This window comes from Bacillus sp. OK048 (genome assembly GCF_900103525.1).
In the GTDB taxonomy this organism is placed as follows: Bacteria; Bacillota; Bacilli; order Bacillales; family Cytobacillaceae; genus Neobacillus.
On the sequence record NZ_FNHN01000003.1, the window covers coordinates 232,634 to 256,685 of the forward strand.

Annotated in this window: 33 protein-coding genes and 2 pseudogenes; 9 read left to right on the forward strand and 26 right to left on the reverse strand. The window is 32.5% G+C overall.

The window, feature by feature from the left end; all coding sequences use genetic code 11:
• Positions 1–77: 77 nt before the first annotated feature.
• The 5 genes from BLR86_RS07420 to BLR86_RS07440 are packed head-to-tail and all read left to right on the forward strand — an operon-like array spanning position 78 to position 6,698.
• Positions 78–599, forward strand: a complete 522-nt coding sequence (locus BLR86_RS07420; RefSeq protein ID WP_254782256.1) for a helix-turn-helix domain-containing protein — start codon at positions 78–80, stop codon at positions 597–599.
• Positions 547–1,971 (forward strand): tyrosine-type recombinase/integrase, encoded by a 1,425-nt coding sequence (locus tag BLR86_RS07425; RefSeq protein ID WP_254782258.1) that lies wholly within the window; start codon positions 547–549, stop codon positions 1,969–1,971. The genes BLR86_RS07420 and BLR86_RS07425 overlap by 53 nt, the downstream gene beginning before the upstream one ends.
• A complete protein-coding gene (locus BLR86_RS07430) occupies positions 1,968–4,295 on the forward strand; it encodes a site-specific integrase (protein ID WP_090759882.1) in 2,328 nt (775 codons plus the stop codon). Before BLR86_RS07425 ends, BLR86_RS07430 begins: the two co-directional genes overlap by 4 nt.
• Positions 4,279–6,174, forward strand: coding sequence for a site-specific integrase (locus tag BLR86_RS07435; RefSeq protein WP_090759884.1), 1,896 nt, complete (start codon positions 4,279–4,281; stop codon positions 6,172–6,174). Before BLR86_RS07430 ends, BLR86_RS07435 begins: the two co-directional genes overlap by 17 nt.
• Positions 6,132–6,698 (forward strand): MreC domain-containing protein, encoded by a 567-nt coding sequence (locus tag BLR86_RS07440; RefSeq protein WP_090759885.1) that lies wholly within the window; start codon positions 6,132–6,134, stop codon positions 6,696–6,698. Before BLR86_RS07435 ends, BLR86_RS07440 begins: the two co-directional genes overlap by 43 nt.
• A 213-nt stretch (positions 6,699–6,911) precedes the next feature.
• On the opposite strand, the gene BLR86_RS25950 is transcribed toward BLR86_RS07440, so the two are convergent.
• The 12 genes from BLR86_RS25950 to BLR86_RS07485 all read right to left on the reverse strand — a co-directional run bounded on the left by BLR86_RS25950 (position 6,912) and on the right by BLR86_RS07485 (position 10,429).
• Positions 6,912–7,070: a hypothetical protein gene (locus tag BLR86_RS25950; RefSeq protein WP_175492816.1), complete on the reverse strand. Its 159-nt coding sequence runs from the start codon at positions 7,068–7,070 to the stop codon at positions 6,912–6,914.
• Positions 7,070–7,378: a hypothetical protein gene (locus BLR86_RS07445; RefSeq protein WP_090759887.1), complete on the reverse strand. Its 309-nt coding sequence runs from the start codon at positions 7,376–7,378 to the stop codon at positions 7,070–7,072. The genes BLR86_RS25950 and BLR86_RS07445 overlap by 1 nt, the downstream gene beginning before the upstream one ends.
• Complete coding sequence (locus BLR86_RS07450; RefSeq protein ID WP_090759889.1) at positions 7,368–7,727, reverse strand: hypothetical protein; 360 nt, start codon at positions 7,725–7,727, stop codon at positions 7,368–7,370. The genes BLR86_RS07445 and BLR86_RS07450 overlap by 11 nt, the downstream gene beginning before the upstream one ends.
• Complete coding sequence (locus BLR86_RS07455) at positions 7,724–7,984, reverse strand: hypothetical protein (protein WP_090759891.1); 261 nt, start codon at positions 7,982–7,984, stop codon at positions 7,724–7,726. The genes BLR86_RS07450 and BLR86_RS07455 overlap by 4 nt, the downstream gene beginning before the upstream one ends.
• Positions 7,981–8,472 (reverse strand): hypothetical protein, encoded by a 492-nt coding sequence (locus BLR86_RS07460; RefSeq protein ID WP_090759893.1) that lies wholly within the window; start codon positions 8,470–8,472, stop codon positions 7,981–7,983. The genes BLR86_RS07455 and BLR86_RS07460 overlap by 4 nt, the downstream gene beginning before the upstream one ends.
• A gap of 20 nt (positions 8,473–8,492) precedes the next feature.
• Entirely contained in the window at positions 8,493–8,705 is a 213-nt protein-coding gene (locus tag BLR86_RS07465) for a hypothetical protein (RefSeq protein WP_090759895.1), read from the reverse strand.
• Positions 8,695–9,021, reverse strand: coding sequence for a hypothetical protein (locus BLR86_RS07470; protein WP_090759897.1), 327 nt, complete (start codon positions 9,019–9,021; stop codon positions 8,695–8,697). The genes BLR86_RS07465 and BLR86_RS07470 overlap by 11 nt, the downstream gene beginning before the upstream one ends.
• Before the next feature lie 66 nt (positions 9,022–9,087).
• Positions 9,088–9,297, reverse strand: coding sequence for a hypothetical protein (locus BLR86_RS07475; protein WP_090759898.1), 210 nt, complete (start codon positions 9,295–9,297; stop codon positions 9,088–9,090).
• Between the two features lie 89 nt (positions 9,298–9,386).
• Entirely contained in the window at positions 9,387–9,557 is a 171-nt protein-coding gene (locus BLR86_RS25955; protein WP_175492817.1) for a hypothetical protein, read from the reverse strand.
• Positions 9,557–9,865 carry a hypothetical protein gene (locus tag BLR86_RS07480; RefSeq protein WP_090759899.1) on the reverse strand — a complete coding sequence of 103 codons (309 nt, stop codon included), beginning with the start codon at positions 9,863–9,865 and terminating at the stop codon, positions 9,557–9,559. Before BLR86_RS07480 ends, BLR86_RS25955 begins: the two co-directional genes overlap by 1 nt.
• A gap of 130 nt (positions 9,866–9,995) precedes the next feature.
• The gene (locus BLR86_RS25960; protein ID WP_175492818.1) at positions 9,996–10,145 is read right to left on the reverse strand and encodes a hypothetical protein; all 150 of its coding nucleotides are present in this window, start codon (positions 10,143–10,145) and stop codon (positions 9,996–9,998) included.
• 5 nt (positions 10,146–10,150) lie between these two features.
• Positions 10,151–10,429, reverse strand: coding sequence for a hypothetical protein (locus BLR86_RS07485; RefSeq protein WP_090759901.1), 279 nt, complete (start codon positions 10,427–10,429; stop codon positions 10,151–10,153).
• A 158-nt stretch (positions 10,430–10,587) separates the two neighbouring features.
• On the opposite strand from BLR86_RS07485, the gene BLR86_RS07490 reads away from it, so the two are divergent.
• On the forward strand, positions 10,588–10,797 hold the full coding sequence (locus BLR86_RS07490) for a hypothetical protein (protein WP_090759903.1): 210 nt from the start codon (positions 10,588–10,590) through the stop codon (positions 10,795–10,797).
• A 341-nt stretch (positions 10,798–11,138) separates the two neighbouring features.
• Here the strand turns inward: BLR86_RS07490 and BLR86_RS07495 are convergent, their stop codons facing one another.
• From BLR86_RS07495 to BLR86_RS07515, 5 genes are all read right to left on the reverse strand, one after another.
• Positions 11,139–11,339, reverse strand: coding sequence for a hypothetical protein (locus tag BLR86_RS07495; RefSeq protein WP_090759905.1), 201 nt, complete (start codon positions 11,337–11,339; stop codon positions 11,139–11,141).
• Between the two features lie 16 nt (positions 11,340–11,355).
• On the reverse strand, positions 11,356–11,760 hold the full coding sequence (locus BLR86_RS07500) for a hypothetical protein (RefSeq protein WP_090759907.1): 405 nt from the start codon (positions 11,758–11,760) through the stop codon (positions 11,356–11,358).
• Between the two features lie 502 nt (positions 11,761–12,262).
• Positions 12,263–12,520 (reverse strand): flagellin, encoded by a 258-nt coding sequence (locus tag BLR86_RS07505; protein WP_090759909.1) that lies wholly within the window; start codon positions 12,518–12,520, stop codon positions 12,263–12,265.
• An 88-nt stretch (positions 12,521–12,608) separates the two neighbouring features.
• Positions 12,609–13,616: a hypothetical protein gene (locus tag BLR86_RS07510; protein WP_090759911.1), complete on the reverse strand. Its 1,008-nt coding sequence runs from the start codon at positions 13,614–13,616 to the stop codon at positions 12,609–12,611.
• A gap of 237 nt (positions 13,617–13,853) precedes the next feature.
• On the reverse strand, positions 13,854–15,491 hold the full coding sequence (locus tag BLR86_RS07515; RefSeq protein ID WP_090759913.1) for an SIR2 family protein: 1,638 nt from the start codon (positions 15,489–15,491) through the stop codon (positions 13,854–13,856).
• Between the two features lie 481 nt (positions 15,492–15,972).
• Between BLR86_RS07515 and BLR86_RS07520 the strand changes: the two genes are divergently transcribed.
• Complete coding sequence (locus tag BLR86_RS07520) at positions 15,973–16,668, forward strand: DUF2569 family protein (RefSeq protein ID WP_175492819.1); 696 nt, start codon at positions 15,973–15,975, stop codon at positions 16,666–16,668.
• A 278-nt stretch (positions 16,669–16,946) separates the two neighbouring features.
• Here BLR86_RS07520 and BLR86_RS07525 read toward each other — a convergent pair whose 3' ends face one another.
• The 7 genes from BLR86_RS07525 to BLR86_RS07555 form a co-directional block, all read right to left on the reverse strand.
• Entirely contained in the window at positions 16,947–17,543 is a 597-nt protein-coding gene (locus BLR86_RS07525; RefSeq protein ID WP_090759917.1) for a hypothetical protein, read from the reverse strand.
• Between the two features lie 161 nt (positions 17,544–17,704).
• Positions 17,705–18,052 (reverse strand): DUF3888 domain-containing protein, encoded by a 348-nt coding sequence (locus BLR86_RS07530; protein ID WP_254782259.1) that lies wholly within the window; start codon positions 18,050–18,052, stop codon positions 17,705–17,707.
• A gap of 245 nt (positions 18,053–18,297) precedes the next feature.
• Positions 18,298–18,768, reverse strand: a complete 471-nt coding sequence (locus BLR86_RS07535; protein WP_217642367.1) for a DUF3888 domain-containing protein — start codon at positions 18,766–18,768, stop codon at positions 18,298–18,300.
• A 140-nt stretch (positions 18,769–18,908) separates the two neighbouring features.
• The gene (locus BLR86_RS07540; RefSeq protein WP_090759921.1) at positions 18,909–19,454 is read right to left on the reverse strand and encodes a hypothetical protein; all 546 of its coding nucleotides are present in this window, start codon (positions 19,452–19,454) and stop codon (positions 18,909–18,911) included.
• A 91-nt stretch (positions 19,455–19,545) separates the two neighbouring features.
• Complete coding sequence (locus tag BLR86_RS07545) at positions 19,546–19,932, reverse strand: ACT domain-containing protein (RefSeq protein WP_090759923.1); 387 nt, start codon at positions 19,930–19,932, stop codon at positions 19,546–19,548.
• Positions 19,933–20,420: 488 nt separating this feature from the next.
• The gene (locus BLR86_RS07550) at positions 20,421–20,924 is read right to left on the reverse strand and encodes a hypothetical protein (RefSeq protein ID WP_090759925.1); all 504 of its coding nucleotides are present in this window, start codon (positions 20,922–20,924) and stop codon (positions 20,421–20,423) included.
• 229 nt (positions 20,925–21,153) lie between these two features.
• Positions 21,154–21,357: a hypothetical protein gene (locus BLR86_RS07555; protein WP_254782260.1), complete on the reverse strand. Its 204-nt coding sequence runs from the start codon at positions 21,355–21,357 to the stop codon at positions 21,154–21,156.
• Between the two features lie 107 nt (positions 21,358–21,464).
• Between BLR86_RS07555 and BLR86_RS07560 the strand changes: the two are divergent.
• Positions 21,465–22,352, forward strand: a pseudogene (locus BLR86_RS07560) (IS1595 family transposase); the annotation flags it as partial.
• Between the two features lie 54 nt (positions 22,353–22,406).
• Here BLR86_RS07560 and BLR86_RS07565 read toward each other — a convergent pair.
• Together BLR86_RS07565 and BLR86_RS07570 are read right to left on the reverse strand one after the other, a co-directional pair.
• A complete protein-coding gene (locus tag BLR86_RS07565; RefSeq protein WP_090759927.1) occupies positions 22,407–22,694 on the reverse strand; it encodes a hypothetical protein in 288 nt (95 codons plus the stop codon).
• A 17-nt stretch (positions 22,695–22,711) separates the two neighbouring features.
• On the reverse strand, positions 22,712–22,924 hold the full coding sequence (locus BLR86_RS07570; protein WP_090759929.1) for a helix-turn-helix transcriptional regulator: 213 nt from the start codon (positions 22,922–22,924) through the stop codon (positions 22,712–22,714).
• A 761-nt stretch (positions 22,925–23,685) separates the two neighbouring features.
• On the opposite strand from BLR86_RS07570, the pseudogene BLR86_RS07575 reads away from it, so the two are divergent.
• A pseudogene (locus tag BLR86_RS07575) lies at positions 23,686–24,045 on the forward strand (AIM24 family protein); the annotation flags it as partial.
• Positions 24,046–24,052: the final 7 nt, after the last annotated feature.

The following is a 24,052-nucleotide window of genomic DNA, read 5'->3' on the forward strand; positions in this document are numbered from 1 at the left end:
TTTTTTATAACCACAAACCAAACATATGTGCTTTTCTAGTATTAAGCTTTGATTTCATTTTTAGGAGGTTTATTTTAGTGCAATATTTAAACGTAATGGAAGTAGCACAATTATTCAACAAAAGCGAAGAAACAATAAAACGATGGCTAAGGTCTGGAAAGTTTCCGAACGCTGTAAAAGAAAATGACAAAAAAGGCTGGCAAATCCCAAAAAACGATTTAGACCTTTTTCAATCATCAAAGAAATTTAACCATCAATCCTCTCCCCTATCACGAGATTCTACACTTGAATTCCATCAGAGCGACAGAGAATTAGTCATATTAGCTTATGAAGCTGTAACAATGACTTCACCAACAGAAGAATTAATTGGATACTTATCTTACGTAGGAATTAAAAGAACTCTAGAAATACTTCTTACTATGCAGCAATCTCCTACACCTGTTAAAAACCCGATTGGGTTTATTAAAAAAGCAATAACACAAGGTTGGACACCTACAACTCTCCCTATTAAGAAGGAAAGAAATATCGTTCGAAAAATGAAGAACAATGATGACCAGAGAAACAAACCAACTCCCTTTTACAACTGGCTTGAAGAATAATGTAATTTTGGCAATAAAGAGAATAGGAGAATTTATGGATAAAATTATCGAGTATAAAGGGTATTTTGGAACTAAATATAAACGGCATAGAGATAATAAGCAATATGAAGTTACGGTAGTAGGTATCACTAAAGAATATAACGATTTTACATATATGATGGTTATTGGGTCTTATGGGAAAGTTTATTCAGAAACTTATAAATATCTGAATGAATATTTAAAAGAAGAGGGATTTAGTAAAAGAGAATTAGCACTTCGTGCCTTGAAATTTCTTTATTCCTACATTGAGCTTTTTAACACAGAGATAAGATATATAGATGCGGATGATAGGAATAAAATTATAGCTTTCCTTAAAGGTGGTCAAGGTAATGGACAATATATTTCCTATGACTTTAAGACCCTTCGTAAGAATAACACTGTAAATAATTATTTAGGCGTTTATAGAAGTTTTTATTGTTATTTAGGGTTAAAAGAAAACATATTTGAAGAAATAAGTGGATCGAATACAATCATTGATATTGGAAGTGCTTTTATCTCTAAATCTACTTCACTAGTAGTGCCAACGTACTCAATGAACTTAGAAGAAATAGAATCTAATGAAGTTCCTAGTTACATAAGGTACGCTGAGTATTTGGATATTAAAAAAATAATTGATGAAAAATTTACACTTCGAGAGAAGATTATTATTAAATTGATGTACGAATACGGGCTTAGAATTGGCGAGGTTTTAGGTTTAACATTGGAAGACATTCAAGGCGAGGATATAACGAAGAAAAAAGGAAAATGCCGATTAGTCATAAGGAATCGCTTTTCAGATAAAGCTTGGCAGCACGCAAAAAATTTAGAAATTACGCCAATTGGTTTCAATATTGATGAACTACCAAAGAAAAATAACGGTTATTTTCACTATATTAAAATTTCACCAGAAACGTTCGATTTACTTCAAGAATATATTGATGATACTACCTCCCCCTTTTCAATGAGTGATAGGGCATCTCAAAATTATTTGGAGAAAAATATAGCCGATAAAGTTAGTCAAATCGATATTGATAGAAACGCATACGTTTTTATTAGTAAGAACTATACACCGATAACCGGTGGAGGGTGGAATACGATCGTAAAAGAAATTTTTATAAAAGTTGGACTTAAAATTGATAAAGAAAAGAGAACTGACAATTTAAACCATCGCTTTCGTCACGGTTTTGCAATGTTTAAAGTGTTACACGAAGGATATGATGAGTTAAAGTTATCCCACGTTATGCGTCATTCAGATACGAAAAGCGTTAAAATGTATTTTAAACCAACGGAAGATGACCTAATTGAATTCGCTATCAAGCAAGATGAACTCACAAAGAGAGGCTTAAACCTATGACGGTAGGTAAGAGTGATAAATTAAGTATTCAAATAGTTTCTACTTTTAAAGAGCACATTCAGTCCCACCTAAAGGATGAAAAGTTCAAATTAATATTTTCAGATTTTCTAGAAGAACAATATTCACAACAAGTTTTTACAGCACATCACCGTACTGTAATTCATAAATATTTCGAGGGATTTTTAATCACCCTATTCAGAAACTACACTATCGAACACATTTCTTGGAGACAGTATTGTTTAAGTATGAAGTCTATCCGTGTTCAAAATTGGGATAAACGAACTAAAAGGGTCGCAAGAATAATGTTGTGCGACCTATATCATTACTTAATAGAAAATGTAAATCTTGATACAAAAGGCCTCTCTGAAATCAAAGAACATAAAGAAATTCTAATTTATGAAGAAAGAAAATCTTCTAAGTTGAACGATTTCCTTAGCGATAATCAGATAGATAAAATTGGAACTAACTACCCTCTTGATAGTTCACCAGAACAACTTCATTTTATCCGAGGTGATAATCAGAGTGATTCTATCATACTTAACTTAAATATTTTTAACGACGAAATGAAGAGTCTACTTTTAGGGTATTATCAGAGTGAAATTTCTAGTAGAGTACACTTTGGTTTAAGACAATTCATTTATTTATTTCGGTACAGTTTATTGGCTGTAGAAAAAGAACCCCAATCTATTACTGAATTTAAATTTGAGGTCTTTAAAAAGCAGTATAGATTTTATCAGAATACGAATTTTTTAAACCCCATTGGGTCAATGAAATTCACTTATTATCTTATTCGTTTTTATTTGTATCTATGTAAGCTTATCAAAGAGCAGAACATCCAACACAATATCTTTGAGGGTACACACTACAATGAGAACATTTTAGCTAACAATCTTTTCGCTTCTTTTTATGAAAGAGGATATAGATTACTAGTCCATAATGATTTTGAAGAAGTACCTTTTGAAAACCGTTGGCAATTAATAACTACTGATGGTTATGCTAATCAAAGGAAAAATCAGCCTCGAGGTATTGATTTTTCACAAGTCATTGATAAGTCATTACGTGAAGATTTAAAAACCTATGTTTGGAAACAGTCTAGTATGGCTGTAAGCACTGTAACAATCGGTATTTATACACTAATTCACTTTCTAAATTTTATCACGAACTATAAACAATTAAACGAACTTAATGGTGATGATTATGTTGATTTAGAATTATTGGAACAATGGGGTTTCTATATAGGAAGTAAAGAAACAGGTACAAAAAATCATTATAGTAAGTTATGTAAAAGTTATTTGAGATTCTATAAAAAAAAATATCGAATTCCGGAATTGTTAATCGATTCCATCACATACTCACCCAAAGATTATGATGGTGGCAATCCTATGACTAAACACGATGTCAACTTATTTTCTCGAAAGTTCCAAGAACAAAGATCTCAAGGAATCATCGGAGAACTATGTTATATAATTTTTAATTTAGCTGCAACAACCAAACTTCGTTCAGGAGAAATATTAGCTTTAGAAAGAAACTGTATCCTAGAAAAATTTGAACAAGCTGGTGTTATTGAATATTATTCTAAAGTATCCGGCAACCAAAAGATTAAGTTAACTATAGCAATTGAAAAAATTAATCTTATTGAAACATCTATACGCCTCACTGAATATGCACATAGTAAAGCTATTGGAGACACAGCAAAATATATATTTGTGAAAGAAGATGATCGTAAAAAAAATAGGATCATAGAGTTAGTCTTTCAATTTAGAAATAGGTTTTCAAAGATTCAAAAAGAACTCGAAGGTCAACTTGATGGCAAATATCGTGCTTATAATCTTCGCACTACTTTTATAGATAATATATATACCGAAGGTATAAAAGATGGTCTACCAAGTGCTGTACTCGCTGAAATGTCTGGTAATGGAGTTCAAACAGCTTCAAGGTACTATCGCAAACCAACTGGAGCTCAGGAATATGCAGAAATGTTTGCAGGGGTAACAGTTTCCTCTGTTGATGTTTACGGTAACATCCTAGAAGAAAAAGATGTTGAAGAACGCAATCCAGTAAAACAAGGACTAGGTGGATGCGAGTTTAAAGGTTGTGTAATTGACGACGAAAAATACGATTGCCTTATGTGCCCCCATTTCGCTACCACTGTAAGTAGAATACCGTTATTTAAGGAGAACATTACAAGGCTAAAAAATCTTAAAGAGAGTACATTAAATAGCCAGGAACGAAGTTTTATTGATGCTCAACTTAAATTATATACTGCCTATTATTTTAAATTGCTAGAAAAGGTCGGAGGTGAGCAAGATGTTACAAACATTTGAGTCCGTAAAGGAATTACCAACCTACACAAATGTAAGATCAAAACTTATCGATATAACACCTAGAAAATTTGTGAATTTCACTATAACTCCTAACATACTTTTTGCAGATAACGTGTGGATGTTTGACGAATTTAAAAGATTTTCAGGTGAGGATTGGGCATATAACTACGACTTTACCCAACTAGACCCAACGTATAAAAATTATGCAAAATATATGATGTTAAGAGAGTTGTTTAAAAAAAATAATCATTTTACCACTGTAAAGGCTAAATTCTATGTTATAAAAGATTTCATTAATTTTTTATCTGAACATCATATGTTCTTTCCAAATCTTATCGATACTGCTTTTCTTAAAGTATTTTTAGCACACGTTCCATCTGAACGGAATCTTACAGACAAAAAACAGGCTCTTAGAATGTTTTTATCAGAGATTGAACTGAGGGTATCTGGTGTTAATTTTTCGGATTGTTACGATTATCTTAAAGTTATTGATACGGTCAAGGTTAAAGCTGAAAGAGAAAAAGGAAAACATAAATTTGTTCCGAAACAGGTACACAATAAAATTATCTCTTTAGCCATTAAAGATTTACGAAATGAGGACCTACCTTTCACTCAACGTGCAGCTGCCTGTATGATTGTTTTATTAGCTGAAACTGGAATGCGTATTGGCGAATTTAGAATTTTAGAAGTTAATATGTTGGAGGAAATAAGTGTGAAAGTTGAGTCTGAGGTTTTTTATTATCTCAACTTTAAAACTTACAAGACAGTGAAAGAAAAAGATTTTAAATGGACTAGAAGTTTTATTACAGAAAACGCCAAAATTGCTTATGAAACCCTTACAGAAATATTTAGAGAAAGAAGAAATTCACAATACTTATATGTTAATAATAAAGGTTCAGAAGTATCAAAAACGTTATTACGTATACGTCTAGTCCAATTTTTCTATCGACACCAAAATGAAATTCAGTTCGATAAAATTATCGATTACGAAGAAAACCAATTTTCCGTAACAAGAAAGAGAAATTTTAGTGCACTAAAATTTGTTCCAGATGATGAAATCGATAAAGATATTTATTATATTACTTTCCATCAATATCGAGTCGTATTGGCTACAATTTTATACGAGAAGGGGTATTATCTAGATTTTATTCGCCAACATATGAACCATTTAACCGAAGCAATGACCAAACATTATATTCGACTTGATGAGATTAATAACTTAGAGGTAAATGCCGTCGAAACGTTGATTAAAAGGTCATCGAAAGACGGTACTGCACTTAACACGGATTTAAATGAATCCTCTAATAAACATTTAAAAGAAGAACTTCAATCTGAACAATATCAAGAAATTTATGACAGTATAAATAAGTTTTTGAAGAAAAATAAATTAAATATTTTTACGGATATAAAAGAGATCATATCCAAACTTTCAAGAACTGATAACCCGATAGCAGATATGGAACTAGGGATTTGTGCGAAATCATTCAACAAGCTATGTGAACGAAATCAGTATATATCTAGCATTAATGATGCTTACTATCTCGGAGTTCAAATACACACTTTGGATGATTTGCCATTTTCGATAAAAAGATTTCAGGAGAAATCTGATATCATTGCATATAATGAACGTTTATACAAGAAAAACCCTAAGTACCGAAATGAGTTTGAGCGAGAATTAAAAGGCATAAAGAAGTACATTGAGCGAAAGTTGAATCCAGAGTTATTGTTGCTTAAAGATGAGATCAGTATAAATGGACTTGAAGAAGTATACAACAAGTATCCCCAACTAGCAGATATTATAAGGAACATTAAATCTATTGAAGAGGAAGCACAGAAATGGATAGAGAAAACATTATTGCTGCAACTCATAACCGTTTAAAACAGTTTGGTATGAGCAATTTTGAACAATATAACGAAAATACTCAAGAGCAGTTTATTACGATTGAAAAATACTTCCTTGAAGTAGAGGAGCGTATTAAAAAGGCACTTGAAGAAATAAATTCCATAAACTTCAATATGCGTGGGGTCTGTCTTGCGATAAACATATCTAAAAGCACAGTCTACAATAATCCGAATACGCTTCGTTTATATATTGAAAAACGTATTGATAATATTGAAAAACTAGACCTTTTACCAAAAAACAAACAAGAAAAAACACAAAAACGAATGTCAGATCTTGAGGGTTTTCTTGATAGAGCAATTATAGATCAAATAGAATTTAATAACCTAAAACTGCAAAATGAGGAGTTAAGAGCAGAGGTTAATCGGCTTGCCGAGAAAATTGAGTTATTAAGTTTGGAACGTAATAAGCATATTAAAAAATTAAACGACTTGGAACTAGAACTTAGGCGATTACGGAATAAAAAAGGAAATGTTGTTTTACTTAATTCAGATAAAATATGATTATGACACTCCTGATGGAATTTATATTTGTCTGTAATAACATTGTTGAGATAATTTTGACATTTTTGGGTGCAAAATAGATAGACACGATAAAGTAGCGAATGAATCAACCAACAACCTTCATCTTTACAAAAAAAGGACTACTGAGGCTTCATAACTGGTTCCGTTTCCTATTGGAAATGGTACCAGTTAGAGAAACCAGTGATCCTTTTTTCATTTCAACAGTTCTTTCACTTTTTTCTGAAATTCTTCTTCTGAAATTTCGTTATTTAACAGTGATTTTACTAATTTTTTTTGTTCTTCTTTTAGGATAATGCCTTCGATTCTTAATGAAGACTCAGCTTGTTTCATCGCTTTTTCTATCTGGTTCATTACAGTTCCTCAATCATTTTCTTTAAATTTTTTACATACTTCTTATAGCTGTCACTTTGCTTTTCTCTTTCAAAGTGTTCAACAGCTGCACCAGGACGATAAATCAGTTCACCAGGTTTTTTGAACCTTTTAATTGTCTTAGATGACAGTATGCCATTTCCGGTAATCTCCGTTACTTCATTTACATCAAACTTAACATCTATGGGGTTTTCTTTTTTGACCAGTAGAAGAGCTTGGAATTCCGATTCAGCTGATACGATACTCTCGTGTATAGCGTCATCGTCGCGATAAATAATTTTATAAATCATTAGATTCTTCCTTTTCTTCTACATAATTATCAATAATTTTTTTGATTTCGTTGATAAGTTTATCTTGTAAATCATACGGTGCGTCACTTTTAATCACGACTTGTTTTATTTCTTCTTTTAATCCTTCCATTCGCAACTCAAAAAACCCTTTTACATATCGTGTTTTTAATCCTAATCCGGTTTCCGTTGTTAGTACGCCATCTTCGTAATAAATGATATGTTTGGTCGGATCGCCAGCTATGTCAGCTCGAGCAATATCGCCAGTAGGGATAGCTTCTAATTTCTTTATATTTTGGAAATCACGTAAAAAGGCAGAAATCGGTTTGTTTATCTCTTTTTCGGAGGTCATAGCTCTAGTTCCTCCTTCTCGAATAGTTCAAGTTTTTTAGGATCGTTCAGTATCTCTTCTAACTTCTTATTTAATTCCTGGTAGCCAACTTCATCTACATCTAGGATAAACATAAGGTCTTCATCGCTATATTTATCTTTGTGCCCACTGGTTACAATTTTTTTAAAGGTATTTAACCTATACCATAACCTGCCGTATCTTCTTCCTTCTTCTCGTTTCTTTTCAAATTCATTACGAAAATCATCAAAAATACTCATTCCACCTTTCCTCCTCTATACTTATTCCTTAGCATTTCAAGGTCTGCTTTTCGGATAGGTTGAATAATAGAAGTGGTTTCAATAGCCTGGTCACCCTTTTCTGTATTTTCCCATTGAAACAGTTTTTCGTATGTGTACATTCTTTCAGGGTATATTTCTTCCATTATCTGTTTACCGAAAACACCGTATCCCTCAACGTCCAAACCTAGTTGATATTCAATGCCTAGTTCTTCAATATCTTCTTCATCATATTTTTTAAGTACATCACCAAACCCGTTTACCATTTTTGACACAATTGACTTTGGTATCTTAGCTTCCTTACAAGATAAAAGGAGGTAACCTAGCCTTCGCCTATTTTTGTGGTATTCATCATTCTCTAATGTTTCTAAAATGGAATCAGCAACATCCAAATCTATGATAACTTTATTATTTTCAGATTCGTCGATTGCTTTTTTTAGTATAGAAACCAGTTGATTTTTATTAGTCATACTACCACCACCAACCTATTTTATTCTTTAGGACGTTGCTGCTGTTGTAATGCCTTTGTGTATTGCTCCTGTATCCGCCTTTTACGTTCAACTGTTCTACGCTTAAATTGTTCATCTAGTTTTCTGCATTTAGCTTCTAGTTCAGCTTTCTCTTCGGGTGTGGGATATAAAACCATTCGTGAATATTCAGCCCATCGTTGTATCTCTTCTTCGGACATTTTTTTATTGTTCATCTCGTTCAACCTCACACCAAATCCCTATCCGGATTTTTCCGAATCTAACACCATAAAACTTACCAGGACTTTCAACTACTTTGATTATGGTACGGGTCTTCCTGCCTTTGTAGCCGAAATTTGGGTCAGGTGAAGCGTTTAGAAAGGCCTCAGCTTGCCTAATAACATAATCAATTGGAATATCACCAGCCATCCTTTTAGTGGATTGGAGGATGGGATCGTCACTACTCAGCTTTACCTTTTCGCTCTTAAAATCTTTTGCTTTTTCACTCTTAATTCGGTCAATAACCTCTTTTTTGTATTCATCTTTTTTCATAATATCCTCCACTCGTTCTTATAACAGCGATGTACGTTTCCCTACATCTGATAATAAATTGATTTATTATTTCTCATTTCTCTCACCCGGAAACCTTGATTCAAGTGTAAGAATAGCTTCTTCAATGGCATCTATAAGTTTATCTCCGAAGATTTGACGACTATCGTGTTTACGATAATCATTACGATTGACTTTGTTGGTCCAATAATTGGTTATTAATTCTTCAATTTTGTTTTCAAGTTGATGAGCAGAAGAAAATTTCTTATCTTCGAGCATTTTTTTCCAATTGATGAATGAGACGGTGACCGCGTTCCGGTTTAATATAAAGCCATCCTAGACGTTCAATTTCGCCTTCTGCTTCACTTTCAGTCCTGAAAGGTCCAACTTATATCAAATTGCTGTTTCTCGCCTTTAAAATTCGTCTTATGGACTAAGGAAGCAGTGAAATTTGCACCCTCTAGAGTTCTTCTTTTTAGTATCGCTAAAACTTCTGGATGTTTGTTGTCTTGAGTATAGATAATCCAATATTTCATCATTAAACCTCGTTTTGGAAATCATCAGGATCTAAATCAGGACTGAAATAAGCGACCATCGTTAATACTCTTTCACATTCTTTAAATTTCTCGTAAACAAAACGATAATCCTCTTGGCACTGCTCATAAATGTTTGAATTTAAATATTTGTACGCGATCGTTGGGTTATAATTATATTTTTTGATAAGATATTCCCGTCCAAATTGCTGATATTCTTTGTGTATTCGTTCATATATGTCCAGGGAAAATTCAATTTCAGTTAGATGCAACGCTAAATCTTTGTATTGAGTTATGAGTTTTTTAAGCCACACAATATTTCACCATTTCTGTTTCCAGAGATATTCGGGTTTATTTTCAATATACATATCTAAACAACGTTGGCAGTATACTCTTTTTAATTTAGGATTATCATCATTTTTCATAGGCTTTAATTCCTCGGGTTTAAAACAGCTCCTGCAACAGAATGAACAGTTCATACTTATCTCCACCCTCTCCAAAAAAAATCAAGTAATTCGTCGAACGCCAATCAATGCCCGTATCATCAACTTCTATAACTTCACCGAACACCAAATCATAAAGATCCAGTTTCATAATTATCACCTTCTTATGCTTGTTTTTCCTTTACGAAATTTTTTATTATAGTTTTTCAATAAGTACTCCAGGTTCCGGCAGCAATCCATCTCTTCGTTTTGGTATATGTAATCTGTTATTGTTACGATAACTGCACTTTTATTGATCCCTTCGAGCATAGTCTTAAATTCAACAAAAATACGTTGTTTTTCTGACATAGGATAGTTTGAACTCAACATCAAATCTTGAATATCTTGGTACAAAAAATTTCTTTGTTTTTGTAAAACTATCGTATCGGAATTCAAGAGTTTTAGACCTCCTATTATAGGAATTTAAACAAGAACGTTTGTTCGTTTATTTCTTATTCTACTACCAAAAAATTCCTGTGTAAACCCTAGAAATTAAGAGAATCGTATTTTATAATGGTCTGAACAAGAGTTCTTCTATTTAGAGGGTGAACGATATGAAGAGATACACGCACGCGAAATGTTTAAGAGATGTCATAGAAGATGGTCTAGTAATTTTCAAATCAGGGGAGATATATAAAATTACAGGGTTTGATTACAATTCACTTGTATATTATGTAGAGCCAGAGTTTTACCCAGAGGATCCGTTGCCGGAGGAATTTGTTATTCCACCGTTACACCCAGATTTTGAATTTTTGACTTTATAATTGTGTATAAATTTGGCTAAAGGTGGTAAAATAAGATTCTTAGAAACTCCATTTGGTCTGTTATCACCAGGACCACCCTAAAACTACGCCGGGGTGGTTTTAATTTGAATTGATTTCGAAAACAACGAAAAATGACCAAACTCTTCAATGTTTGCCTTTTAAACATTAAGAATCTGGTCATTATTGGTTTTTTTCTAAATCTATATTTTCTTATAACTTAATTACTTAAAATAACTTCACCGTTTGCCTTAGTAATTATAGGTGGAAATGATTTATAGTTGGGGTTATCTCTTTTAAACTCCTGATATTCAACCCATTCCTTCCTTAAAGCCCTCCATTTTTCACAAATCTCTACTTATTGATATTTTTCTATACATCGCTATTACTGCTTTGTTATTACGTTCCCATTGTTCATCTTTTAACATCGGGATAGAAAATTCCCTTTCCAATTTAGTCATAAGTCCTGCGAGTTTAACATCTTTTTGCTCGTCCGATGAATGCAGTATTGTTGCATATTCTTTTTCAATATCAGATAAGTTCAAAATCCTTAACTCCTTTTTATAAGAAACTCTTTCTGGTTTTGCTACTGGTGAATGAAATAATTTGATCTTTAGGTGCTACTAAATTCGCAAAGACTCGATAACCAAATTTATTGTATTCCTTGATAAAACTCCTCAAAGCTCCTACCACCAATTGATTCATACTGCGTGCTTGTTCATTGGCCATCTTTTTAAGAAGTCCCTTTAAGTTGTCTGGTACGTCTATCTTTAATTTCTTTTCATTTCCTCTAGTAATTCTGCAATCAATATCCAATAAGGCAAAACTCGATTTTGCTTCATAATAACTTAATAGACTATAGATTGTTATTGCCCCAATTACAGTTTTGCTTACATTCAATTCATCCGACACTTTTTCTAAGTTATCATTTAATTCATCATCCAAATACACCTGAACCATCCCCATATGAACACCTCTTATCTTAAGTTAACTTAACCCTAAATTCGGTATAAAGTACACCCAATAAGGTAGCTTTATTTCCTTTACATATTTTTAAAACTCTTTTCTTTTGACAATTCTCCCTTTTTAAGATAAATAGATTTTTTCTATAATGCCTTGGTATTGAAAATATTTCCTACTCTATTTATAAACAGAATCTATTAAATAAAACCACTTTTCAATTTCAAACCAAAAATCTCAAAATATTCTCTTTAATAATTCTGGATATCCATTATCTAGAACATTAATACACTTTTTTTATACTTCACATTCCCCCCCATTTCCTACCAGTTTTTCTTCTTCAAGAAATAAAGGCACCTGGTTTCTTTAACTTTATTCTTTATAGTTGATACCCATTGGAAGTTTACAATTCTCAATCCACCATAATAAAAACTCGTCAGTTTTTGACGAGTTTTTATACCTTTACATTTAGTTCAATTCAGTAAGATTAAATAATTGTTACTAGTTTTTATCCCTGTAAAAGCTGGATTTTGTTTTGCTGATTTTTAATATTATTTTGCAGCATCGACATATTACTCTGAATAATTATTTCTGATTTTACTAACTCGCTGGATACTTTTGCGAAATCGGCATCTTTTATCCCTGGATGTGCTTGTGATTCATCAACAACACTAGTAGATTCATTTTGAATACCGAAATTTAAAGTATTTATTTTAGTTCCTGCTGTTGAACGGTTTTCAGCGTAGCTCTTTAAACTCCTTGTCATACATTTAAAATAATCTCCTATATAACCATTTTTCAAAAGTGGTATTTTGATCGGACAAACTTAATAAAACTTTCTCGCTTTTATTGACCTATTTTCTATTTTCTATTTCTTTGAAATATTTCTGAATATCAGTTTGAGTAGCATTCGTTAAATCTATATTTTCATTGAAATAAGTTTTCCATAATCTTTTTATGGTGGTGATTTGTTTTTCAGTAGCCGGTTTTAAATCAAAAGTTTTTTGAGAATAGTCTGCAATTTTTTTGGACAAAAGTAAGTAATTATCTGGAATACTTTCAACTATTGATAGTCGTTCACATAAATTCAAAAAAAGACCAATCTGTTTTTCGCTTGGCTTCTTTTTCTGTAACCTTTTTATTTCGCTTTCTGTACTTTTTTTCAACTCAATAGGTGTTGGACTAAACTTGCCTTTTACCCATATTGTGTCTTCAGATTTGCTTACCTTTTTTATTTTATCTTGTAATTCTTTAATGAAATCATCTGTCATTTCTTCAAAAGTGACAAATGGATAGTGACTTTCCTGCAAAAACTGATAAAGATATCCATTTAACCAACGTTTAAAACTTTCTTTGATTTTCTTAGAATTGCTTATTTGTTCCTTTTCGATTAGCTTTAAAAGCTCGTCAATTTTGTTTGATATTGAAAATCTGTCTTCTTCTCCAGTTATATCAAGTTCCTTCCCGTAAATTCTTTTATACAATTGTTGAAGATACTTTATTTGCTCTTCTGAAGCGGCCCATTTTGTCTTCTTATAGTTTGGATCAAATTTATCGAAATGAGGTCTTTCCTTAATAATCTTATTTCTCTCTTCTTCACTTGAAGCTGTAATTAAATTGTAAAGGTAATCTGTTTCATCTGTTCTCCCACCGAATTCATCTCGGTAACCAGTAACAGCTCCAATTCTTAAGAAATTACTCCCCTGTTCAAGCACTTCCAGTCCGGCATTAGTTAAATACCTAGCAATCTCCTTAAAATCTTCTTCGCAAACAAAACATTTTTTATCAGTATGTAAAACGTTTCTATGCCAATAGGAGAGTTTTGTTGCCGTTAAGTTAAATGTACCATTTGAATAAGTCATTTAATTCTTCTCCTTTTATTCGTTGATTCTTATTATAGACCATAAATTGTGTAATTTTTGGTTTTACTATGTGCACTAATTCTTATGGTACTAAACTGTTTGGTTAGCACAACAAGCAAAAAAATCGCCGCAGCGATCTCTATCTCTAATTCTTGTCCTCGTTTAGTTTAATAACAGGTTCCATAGCTATAGCTTCAAATACTTTACAGTATTTTCTTCGCAGTCAATTCGAAAAAGTTATGATATATCTAAACCGTCTTTAACTTTAGTTGTAACTTTAGCTTTACCCAGTCTTTTTTGCTGGGGAGATACAATACTTTTTTTCTCTTTATAAACCAGCCAATCGTAGAATCTTATCAATTTACGGAAATGAGAACGAATTCCCGATTCTAGCTTATCTAACGATGTTAAATTTTTTACAATAAATTCTTTTAAATACTCTTGATCAATGTTTTCTGAGTCTAACATTGTAATAAACTGATAAAGATAATGTTCTTTTCCTTCATAGTCATTTTCTAGTTGTTGTATACTTTTATACTTTTTTCGTACCCATTGAAGATTGTTCTTTTGCCATCTATTATGTATATCAGACAATTTAAGTTGGAGTGCGTTTTGTACTTTATAATCCATTTGCTCTAAAGAAATTTCACTTAAAGCACAATACTTAAAAACCGGGATAAGCCTGTCAATCCTAAGAGCTTCAGGCAAGGATTCAAGGACAATGTGAGAGTATTGATATTTTCTTGTATCCAAGACTATCTCTCTAAATAATTCATCCGGTGAAATCCCTTTATACCCTACTGCACCTAGTTTTTCAGTAATACCAACACCATAAACAAATTCAATTTTTGATGGATCGGTATCCTTTTCAAGATCAGTTGCTACATAAATTTGTCCTCTTGGGTCGTTAGTCCTTACAAGTTCATAGATTTGTGATTTCATCTGCCTCAGTACTTTAGCTGGAATTTTTCTTTTTAAACCTGCCATCCCTTTATAAACTTTTTCAAAGTCATTTGTTTTTATACTAGTTACACTTAATGTAGTATCCTTAATAACCATTGTGGTAGTTTGAAAGGAATCTCCTTCTTGGCGTGAATCCCTTTGTATGAATATCAACCGATCTTTTAATTTATAAAGGTTATCTTCAGACAAACAAGAGGTTATTGCTTGTAGTATCTCGATGATATTATCATCAGACATAGAGTAGCCGATAAAAATTACAGGATGTTCAATAAAAATGGTCATAAGTTTTGCAGCTAAATATGCATTTTTATCTTTGAATCCTTTGTAGTCCCTATCTGATAACACTAATGAATTAGGGGAAAGTGAAGACCCGTGTATTTTATAAATCTCAGCTATTTCCTTTGGATTTGAAAACAACAGTTCTTCTTGACCAACATAGGTAGTAGTTATTTGTTCTTCAAATAGCTGTTCTAATAATAAATCCCAGTTAGTCGTTATTATTCCATCTATCACAACTTCTTTTAAATGACTGATTTCGTTATCAAGTTTGGAATCCTTACCATATTCAAATGTCTTTCCCCTTAAATATTTAGCAATTTCAATTTTTAACGGTGTTGTTCTATTCAAGATTTTGCCCTTATATTCTTCCCTACTGTCCTGAAATTCATCCTTTTCCCACCAAATCTCAAAAAAATCCTCTGCCATTAAGCGTGCTACTACTGGCCAGTTTCTTTCCCCTCTAGAAGAGTAATAGTCAAAATCTCTTGACAAATATACACAGAATTTCTCTAATAGACCTGCCCAGTCTTCTAATCCAATATATCTTCTCGAAAAACCAGAACCAATAAAAAGAAATGGAGCCGAATCAAAGTTTTTTAGATGATTGGTTAATAATTGCTCAATGTCATTCATTTTTTATCTCCTTTTTTCAAACGTGATCTGCTGTTATCTTCTAATATGGAACGTGGATTTCTTATTTTCTTATTTCTTTTTCAATGAGGAAATCCTCCGTTTTCCCGTACCTGGAGGCCTGTGTAAGATAATCGAAGCCTTCGACCAATAATTAGTGAGGTTCAAAACGAATCGCAATAGAAGTAAAGCTGGTTACGTTTAAAGCTTGAGGTATAAATCGGATTAGGTCTTTTACTTTTTTCAAAATAAACTTCATATTGGTTTCCCTATCGAGATATATTTCAGTGCTACTCTCTGATAATTACAAAACACATATATTTTAATAAAATCTAATTTAATTCCACCTTACCCATTAAAATCCCCTTTCTATCTAGCTACAACAATACCATAATTATACAACATTTTTCAGTAAATCTATTGCTTGTATTTGGATTATATAGGAAAATCGTATTATATAAATATAAGAACAAGGATGGGGAAAATGGATGACACGATGATGAAAAACCAAAATGGAAAAATATCTGGTTTTTTAATTTTTATAGGAGCTTTACTAATTTTTGAATTACTCTATTCATTTTTGCGTTTTGCTAAAACTTTTATCCGATATATTGATTTAAATACGGAGGCATTAAAAGAAGAAGGTTATCTACTTTTAAATGTAGTAAAAAAATCATTTGAATTTAACTTAGTTTCCGGTTTAATAATTTTTATTTTACAGATTATGCTTGTAATGTTGTTTTTTAAAAAGCAAAAGGCATTTATAATTGCCTATCCGATCGTATATAGTTTTTACCTATTTGCAATAGCCACTAGTGAACTCCATTTAAATATCATTGAATATCATATGTACTCTCAAACCATAATCGCTCTAGTAATGTATTTACCATTATCTATTTACATTTTAAAATCAAAAAAAGTTAAAAATACATTTACACACTCTAAAAGAAAATATAAATATGTTAAAGTTTATCTCGATGAACCTATTGAAACTGCATATGCTGTTGAAGAAAACAACATCATTAGCAAGATAGAAAAAGATACAGCAGTAATAGAAAACAAAGAAGTATCTAAAATAAAGGATATAATTTTGAATAAATTTCTTCCAATTGCAATATCCATAATTTCAGCAATTGCAGCCGGTTTACTTGTACGATGGTTATGGAACAACTTCTTGTGATTTTTATTTGTTCGTGATAAAAAACCGTAATGAAAATAGTAACGGATTTACTTGTGAGGTGCAAAACGGTAAATCACTGACAAATTCTCAGAACAAATCACTTAAAATTCACAACTCAATTCACAGGAAAAAGGCTCAGAGATGAAATTTCTCTAAGCCTTTTTTGTATATTCTTATTAAAGAAACGCACCCGTTAGCCTAAGTATTATTCTTCACAATTTCAATAATACATTCTTTTGAAAAAGGGGCTTACCTTTTGAAGATAAAACTTATTTTTATTACTCTATATGCATAACAATCTCAAGACCTGTTGATTTTCTTTTGAAAGGAGTTAGAGTTTCTCTAAAAATCAAATCCAACCCTGAAATATCATCTGGTAATGGAGGTGACACAATAAAGTTATAACTAATGTGACCTTCAGAACCTCCTCCGCCAGTTTGTCTACAATCATATTCCTCCCCTAACCATAAATGCCAATAACTGTGTCGAGGGAATTGCTCTTCTTCACCTGGTTCCCATTCAATAATGAAATTAACAACACTTGCATTTGTATATTGTCGAATGCAAGTTACGGTATACAAACACTGTTCTTTTTCTACTGACTTTAGGACTGGTATATACTTTTGAAAATTGGTTGGTTCCACTCGTGGTCGAAAATCGTCTTCATCTCTTAGAACACCAAATATTGTTCTTAATAGGTTTTCATAAAGTTCATATTTTTCTGCCCATTTTGAAATATGCTCAAGTGGTGGAAAACCTGGGTTATTGTTTGACGTATCTTTTCTTTGTTTTAATAAGGAACATAATTGCTCATCAATTGGATATAACCGTTCATCATAATGCTCAGTCGGTTTCTCAAATGGTATTCGTTTCATTACATTCTCACCTCAAGTAATATTAGCCTGTCTTAAGATTAACATATTATGGAACAAAAGGTTACTTAGCTTTGTACAACTAGCCTGCTTCGTTACCTCAATAAAGAAAGGAGCAGCCATAGGCAACCCCTTTGATTACTATTGTACACGGTAGTTGTAGTTCAAGGATATGTTTTTAAGTGTTTATAACTGATTAGTTCACCATTTGTATTAATCACAACCTCATCTTCCCCATAACTGTTATGAGCACGATAATAAGGGTACACCTTCAACGTTATCTCATATAATCCACCAATCCCATACAACTGTTTTATTTTAAGAATTTCTGTGCCATCGGAAGCCCAAGTAAGACCGAGTTCCTGTGCTTTTTTGTCGTCTTTATAGATTTCAGTAATTGCTTTATCTACTGGTTTTCTATTGCTAGTTATAAGTGCCATTTTTAGCGTTTCACACAATTCTGTATCAGCTTCATTTACTGTTTTTGCATTAACTATTGTGTAATTAATCATTAAAAACATTCCAATCATAAGTATAACTGCAATTTTTTTCGTAAGAATCACCTCATTTTAGTTTCCTAAGAACTAAGATGATTTATTCAATTAACCTGCTTCGTTAGTGGAACAAGAAAAAAAGCCGCCGAAGCAGCTGGTGATCTAAACTATCGCACCCCGTTAGTTTAAGTGCAATTCTTCACAATATGCTTCGTTAATAAATAGGCTCTGTTTAAATTTCAGTGTTGAAAATAAACAAATTTTTAGGGGAGCTCCTTTGTTGGAACCTCCCTAATTCTTTTTGATTGCCAAACAACCCTTGGTTTTCTACACATCTTTGTATAATCTTCATTCTCAGCTAATTTTCTTACTTTTACATCTTTTATAACCCAATCAACGGGAGATTTGTTTTCGACTTTTAAAGTAAACAAATGATAAGGAGGCATTATTGCTCTTTCATAGGTTATGAATTGATACGTTATTTCATATCTATATGCTTGGTCGGGTTTTGTCTTAACATTTACAAATCTGCAAAAATCAGATAGGTATATCTCTCCAAAATAATCTTTAATCGCTTTTGATTCCAACGGTGATAAAAATGAATAAATAATATCTTCAAGCATCATCTCGTAACCTTTATCCTTATTCTCTGCTTGAACGGGAGTAATACCAATAAAGGTAATGAGACAACTAATCAAAATGAGTTTTCTCAAATCAATACCTACTTTCCGCACTTGTATTCCATAGGTATTTTTCCCAAATTAACTGCTAACATTCATTTTGAATCGCACCTTTGAAGTAAATTCAGTTTTTTACTAACCTGCACAATAGTTAAAGAAGCGACAGCTTTATTCAGCTATCGCTGCCCGTTAGTTTAGTAATCAATTGAATTAGCGATTTCAACTAATATTTCTGGTGTCACCTTGCTTCCTATCCGTTTATCAATTCCAAGCATATATTGCCAATTATCTTTTTCAAAAACAAGGATATTAGGGATTCGTTCAACGATAAAAATGGCTTTCTGTCCATTTTTAAGTGTATAGATTTGCTGATTGCCTTTATCTCTTAATGTTATTTTATTTTTCAAGTGACGTATATCAATTTTATAATGATTTTCTGGTGATTTTTCGTTTACAAACGCTATTTCCAGAGAATCATTATTATCGCCGTCTAAATCATTAAATCGCCCGAAAGAATGAGTAAATGCTATCGGCGGTATTCTAAGTGGCAATTTCAAATCTTGTTTAAAATGTTGTTCAAATTCCCTTATTGCTTCTTCAGCAGTTTTATATCCTATTTCAGGAAAAAACTCTTCGTAAGACGGCGGTTTGTCATTTTCTTTTGCACAGACTGTATTAGTATCTATCCCACAAATTAAGATACTAAATAAAAGCAATAAAAGAGGGATTCCTTTATACATTTGCATCAACCCCTAAACTATATTTAAGGGTATTTTCCCCCAACACAAATACAACTATCCTTATTCAAGTAATGGGGTGCAATAAGCTGTTTTAAATATCGCTAAAAATGTGACCTTCATTCTCTAATACGACTATTGCTTTTTCAATTGAATGGCTTTTAACAAGTAGGTAATCGGTATTGAAGGTTGAAATAGCAAAGATACTGATATTATTTTCTGCTAATGGATTCGCTAATGAAGATAATATCCCAGTTAAGCTAAAGTCTAAAATTCCCTCTACTTTTATACACTTCCAATCATTTTCCACATCATTAAATGCTTCATTTATCGGTAAACATTCAGAGGGACACACGATAGACAGTTCTTCATCTGTTCGGGTAATAGAAAATACATCGGAGTTTAATGCCCATAATGGTATTGTTTCAGTTGGAGGAAATTTCACAACGGTAAAATTTGAATTTAAAATTTTTAATTTCATATTTTCAGCACTCCTTTTAAAAGTTATTTTACCATTTATTCTGTCAAACTGTTGTTTCACTAACCTGCCCTTTAGCACAAGAAGAAAAGCCGCCAAAAATGACAGCTCCGTTCTTCAACTTTTGATACCCGTTAATTTATTAAGTCTTATTTGTTATTTCTGTTTCTCTTACTCCTATCAATAAAAAGGAATAGGAGATGTAAAAGTGTAATTATGAATGTCAACTGTATTGCCTTTGTAAAACTCATACCTACAAAATAGTAACTACCAAGGAATACTCCAATAATAAAAATCATCACTCTTAGAATAAATTTAACTATCATAAACCCTCCCAACACCTAAAAATTCTACTTCAATGGTTATAATTCCTTCTTCTAGAGACCTGCTTCTTTAGTTCAATAAGAAAAAGCCGCCTTAACTGGCAGCTGTTCTTGAAGTAATGCACCGGATAGCTGAATAAGAACAAAATAATCATATATAGGTATATCCTAATTTTCAGAGCACTTATCCCAATTAAAAGGCTTTAGTCGAAGCCTTTTTGCTTTCTTTTCTCGTACCGACATAGCCACCCAAACTTTACCTTTTTTATGCAATTCCTTTATGACATTGTTTCCGTCGGTTCTTTTATAAAGAAAATAACCCTTTGTACCTTCTAAACCATTCTCTAAGAACAATCTCATTGAACCAATACTGCTACCTACAAATAAATGCTGTAAGGAAATTTTGTCGGAATGGTCATTAAGGTTATCCCCTACTTTTAAATTTAGGTCATCGTGCGTAAATTCTTCATACCCCGATAAATCTAAGTTATAGCTTTTAACAATATCTCTTAACACTCTGTTATCAAATTCTTTCCATTTCTTTTCAAATTCCTCTATACAATGGCTTTTAGGAGGCTTTCCTCCTTTTGAATTAGCAAATACAGTTACATTATTTGTTCCGTAAATTATGATGCTGAACATAAGTAATAAAAGGGAAAATCTCTTGTTCATTATTCATCGCCCTAAATTATATTTAAGTGTATTTTGCCCAAGTCAATTACAACTATCCTTATTCAAGTAAACTGCGACGTTAGCTCAACAAGAAAAAATGGTCTCCGTAGCGACGTTCATCCTTAACAAGAGCCCTCGATTGTTAATTTTCCCTTCAAATGAATATGAATTATAGTCTTTGTTTTATCTAAACGCTTAATTTCCGAATGATTAACTTAAATTTGCCCCATTACCTTATGTGTTTTCCTATAGCTCGCTTAAAATTAAAAATTCCTATCGTTCCACAAATCAAAATGCCTAATCCTAATATGCCTGTAAGAATCCAATTATCTCCCCAGCTTAGAATTACACTACATAAACAACTAAAGGCAATAATTAATGCTCCATATTTCGCTCGCCATTTTTCTAAATTTGATGAATTTTCATTTCTCAAAATAATTTCACCCAATTCTTTTCACATCTAACATAATTGTAACATTTTGTAATTTGTTGAGTATATCCTTGTTTCCAGACGAACCAGATAAAATTACTAAACTACTCAAAAGCATTCGTGAAGCCCGATTTGCTTCTGGTTTGGGTTGTGTTCATTGCGGAAGCACATCGGTTAAACGAAACGGTAAATATCGTTCAAGACAACGCTATCTATGTAATGATTGCGGAAAATCCTTCAATGATATGACCAACACGCCCTTTTCTGGCTCACGCTATCCTGAAAAATGGGTGAGGTACATTGAACTAATGGTAGAGGGATATACACTACCAAAAATCGCTGAATGGTTAAAAATTCATATCTCTACTGCATTCTATTGGAGGCATAAAATCTTGAACGCATTAGGTAGTCTTGGCTTTAATCAACTTCAAGGAATAGTTGAAAGTGACGAAACCTTCTTTCGTGAGTCTATGAAAGGTCGTGAAATCACTCATAGGAAAGCCAAGAAACGTGGAGAAAAAGACGTAAAGAGAGGGATTTCTAACCTTAAAATTGCTGTTGTGGTTGCACAAGACCGTAACGGTAGTGTGATTGCTCGGAAAGCAGGAACAGGTCGTGTTAAAGCCGAAGAAATTGACACTGTGATAGGTGAGTATATTCACCCGTCTGCTTTGTTATGTACAGATACAGCAACGAATTATAAGAAATTCGCCAAAATCAAAGGATTACAGCACGAAACGGTCTATGAGCGACAGAAACAACGTGTAAAGAAAGGGATATACCACATTCAACACGTTAATAATTTTCATAGTCGCTTAAAAACTTGGATGGAACGTTTTCAAGGCGTGGCAACGAAATATCTCGATAACTACCTCTTCTGGTTTCGTTGGCTTGAACTTGGTAAAAACTTGGCATTCGATAAACGGGTAGAACAAATGCTTATTTCAGCGTGTCAAAAATCCAATTACGCAACGGTTGAAATGTATAGAAGTGCATAATCATAAAAAAGACCTCATTGAGAGGTCGAATTATGGATTACTCAGTTTTACTGATTAGTATTTCTTTCTTAGAAAGAAAATTGTGCCACTATAAGAAATAAGAACGAGAGCAAGAAGGCAGGTTAAAGCAAAGGTATATTGAATTCCATTTAATGCGTTAAGAGCATTGACGAGGAAGATTATATTGTATCCAAGCAAGAAGGAGACAAATCCAACCATTCCCGCCCTTCCTAAGATTTTATCACCTCTTTCGTCTTTTCCTTCTTGTTTCATAAAACGAATAACAAAAATGAAAGTAACAAGTCCCAAAAATGAAACAACAGAACCAATTAAGTTAAGCATTAAAGACACCTCCTATTTTACAATTTATACTGAAAAACTTCGTGAATCTCTTTACCAAAAACAAGGGAGATTTCAAACGCCAAAATCAAAGAAGGGTTATAACGGTTTGCCTCTATGGATGCAATGGTTTGTCTGCTAACTCCAACTTGATTAGCCAATTCTTGTTGTGACAACTTCTTTTCAGCCCTAAGAACGGGAAGGTTGTTAAATAGTTCACCGTTTTTATTCATTACATTTGTTCACCAACCATTCCTAATCCAATTTAATTGTAATGTATTTTTAACTAATTGTAATATATTTTTAACAGGTAGTCAAGACTTAAAGGATTATACAAAAGCAACAATCTTTTAGAAAACAGCCTAACGGAAATATCCATTTAATGAATAAGAAAATCAGTAAAACATTTGAAACTGTTTTAACATATGGATTAGCAAAGATACACAAACTCCTGTCACCTAACTAAAAGAGGTGCTAATTAGGGTGCTAATTACTTATAATTACACTAATTATCCCATTATATCAACATAAATTAGCAGTCAAATTCATATGCGAATTCGACTGCTAATTTATGTGTTATAAGACTTTTTGTACTCGAAAACAGAACCCGTTACCCGAAAGGACTATTTCCCGCAACAAATTTTGTTCCGGCAATTATCCATTCGCTACACTTTTGGTGATCACATTCTTAATTTATTAAATAGGAACAAACGCCCTGTATGTTTAAAAAAATATAAAAGACCGATTTAGAACCCTTCTCAATTTAGCTTAAGTAATCTAATTGCTGTGAATAAATACCCTTAGTTTGAACAAACAAAAAAGAGTGAAAGTGTCCATTAAAACGTTTAAAATTTAGTGTTTTATTTTGTTTTTACGAACATATATTCCTTTCCTTTCTTATTTTTCTTAGAAATAGTGTCCAACTCACTTTATTAAATAAACTCAATGTTTTACTTGGTTTGTAAGTGTGGACATATTTTAAGATAGCATAAGCGAAGGATTCATTATGCAAAAGCTAGAAGGTGATGGACTTGCTTTTGTTCACGCAGGCGGGACGATTACAAAAAAAGAACTGTTACCTGGTCAAACATTAAGAGTTGATACTGGCTGTTTGGTGGCCATAACTAGTGGAGTAGATTATGATATTGAATTCGTAAAGGGAGTAAAAACAGCCCTATTTGGCGGCGAAGGCTTGTTTTTTGCTACACTAAGAGGCCCTGGTTCCGTTTGGATTCAGTCCCTTCCATTTAGCAGACTTGCAAGTAGAGTCTTTGCTGCAGCACCACACCGAGGTGGCGGGAAAGATGAAGGCAGCATCGCTAGAGGAATTTTTGATATGTTCAATGGGGATTAACCAACTA

Bases quoted from the DNA above. Each gene is read 5' to 3' on its own strand.
- BLR86_RS07450 (WP_090759889.1), bottom strand. From the start codon at position 7,727: ATGACCTCCGAAAAAGAGATAAACAAACCGATTTCTGCCTTTTTACGT.
- BLR86_RS07570 (WP_090759929.1), bottom strand. From the start codon at position 22,924: ATGAATAAAAACGGTGAACTATTTAACAACCTTCCCGTTCTTAGGGCT.
- BLR86_RS07490 (WP_090759903.1), top strand. From the start codon at position 10,588: ATGAAGAGATACACGCACGCGAAATGTTTAAGAGATGTCATAGAAGAT.
- BLR86_RS07525 (WP_090759917.1), bottom strand. From the start codon at position 17,543: ATGAAACGAATACCATTTGAGAAACCGACTGAGCATTATGATGAACGG.
- BLR86_RS07465 (WP_090759895.1), bottom strand. From the start codon at position 8,705: ATGAACAATAAAAAAATGTCCGAAGAAGAGATACAACGATGGGCTGAA.
- BLR86_RS07470 (WP_090759897.1), bottom strand. From the start codon at position 9,021: ATGAAAAAAGATGAATACAAAAAAGAGGTTATTGACCGAATTAAGAGT.
- BLR86_RS07455 (WP_090759891.1), bottom strand. From the start codon at position 7,984: ATGAGTATTTTTGATGATTTTCGTAATGAATTTGAAAAGAAACGAGAA.
- BLR86_RS07545 (WP_090759923.1), bottom strand. From the start codon at position 19,932: ATGAAATTAAAAATTTTAAATTCAAATTTTACCGTTGTGAAATTTCCT.
- BLR86_RS07445 (WP_090759887.1), bottom strand. From the start codon at position 7,378: ATGATTTATAAAATTATTTATCGCGACGATGACGCTATACACGAGAGT.
- BLR86_RS07550 (WP_090759925.1), bottom strand. From the start codon at position 20,924: ATGAACAAGAGATTTTCCCTTTTATTACTTATGTTCAGCATCATAATT.
- BLR86_RS25950 (WP_175492816.1), bottom strand. From the start codon at position 7,070: ATGAACCAGATAGAAAAAGCGATGAAACAAGCTGAGTCTTCATTAAGA.
- BLR86_RS07505 (WP_090759909.1), bottom strand. From the start codon at position 12,520: ATGACAAGGAGTTTAAAGAGCTACGCTGAAAACCGTTCAACAGCAGGA.
- BLR86_RS07435 (WP_090759884.1), top strand. From the start codon at position 4,279: ATGTTACAAACATTTGAGTCCGTAAAGGAATTACCAACCTACACAAAT.
- BLR86_RS07475 (WP_090759898.1), bottom strand. From the start codon at position 9,297: ATGCTCGAAGATAAGAAATTTTCTTCTGCTCATCAACTTGAAAACAAA.
- BLR86_RS07500 (WP_090759907.1), bottom strand. From the start codon at position 11,760: ATGGGGATGGTTCAGGTGTATTTGGATGATGAATTAAATGATAACTTA.
- BLR86_RS07430 (WP_090759882.1), top strand. From the start codon at position 1,968: ATGACGGTAGGTAAGAGTGATAAATTAAGTATTCAAATAGTTTCTACT.
- BLR86_RS07520 (WP_175492819.1), top strand. From the start codon at position 15,973: ATGGATGACACGATGATGAAAAACCAAAATGGAAAAATATCTGGTTTT.
- BLR86_RS07510 (WP_090759911.1), bottom strand. From the start codon at position 13,616: ATGACTTATTCAAATGGTACATTTAACTTAACGGCAACAAAACTCTCC.
- BLR86_RS25960 (WP_175492818.1), bottom strand. From the start codon at position 10,145: ATGAAACTGGATCTTTATGATTTGGTGTTCGGTGAAGTTATAGAAGTT.
- BLR86_RS07425 (WP_254782258.1), top strand. From the start codon at position 547: ATGATGACCAGAGAAACAAACCAACTCCCTTTTACAACTGGCTTGAAG.
- BLR86_RS07460 (WP_090759893.1), bottom strand. From the start codon at position 8,472: ATGACTAATAAAAATCAACTGGTTTCTATACTAAAAAAAGCAATCGAC.
- BLR86_RS07565 (WP_090759927.1), bottom strand. From the start codon at position 22,694: ATGCTTAACTTAATTGGTTCTGTTGTTTCATTTTTGGGACTTGTTACT.
- BLR86_RS07540 (WP_090759921.1), bottom strand. From the start codon at position 19,454: ATGTATAAAGGAATCCCTCTTTTATTGCTTTTATTTAGTATCTTAATT.
- BLR86_RS07530 (WP_254782259.1), bottom strand. From the start codon at position 18,052: ATGATTAATTACACAATAGTTAATGCAAAAACAGTAAATGAAGCTGAT.
- BLR86_RS07515 (WP_090759913.1), bottom strand. From the start codon at position 15,491: ATGAATGACATTGAGCAATTATTAACCAATCATCTAAAAAACTTTGAT.
- BLR86_RS07440 (WP_090759885.1), top strand. From the start codon at position 6,132: ATGGATAGAGAAAACATTATTGCTGCAACTCATAACCGTTTAAAACAG.
- BLR86_RS25955 (WP_175492817.1), bottom strand. From the start codon at position 9,557: ATGATGAAATATTGGATTATCTATACTCAAGACAACAAACATCCAGAA.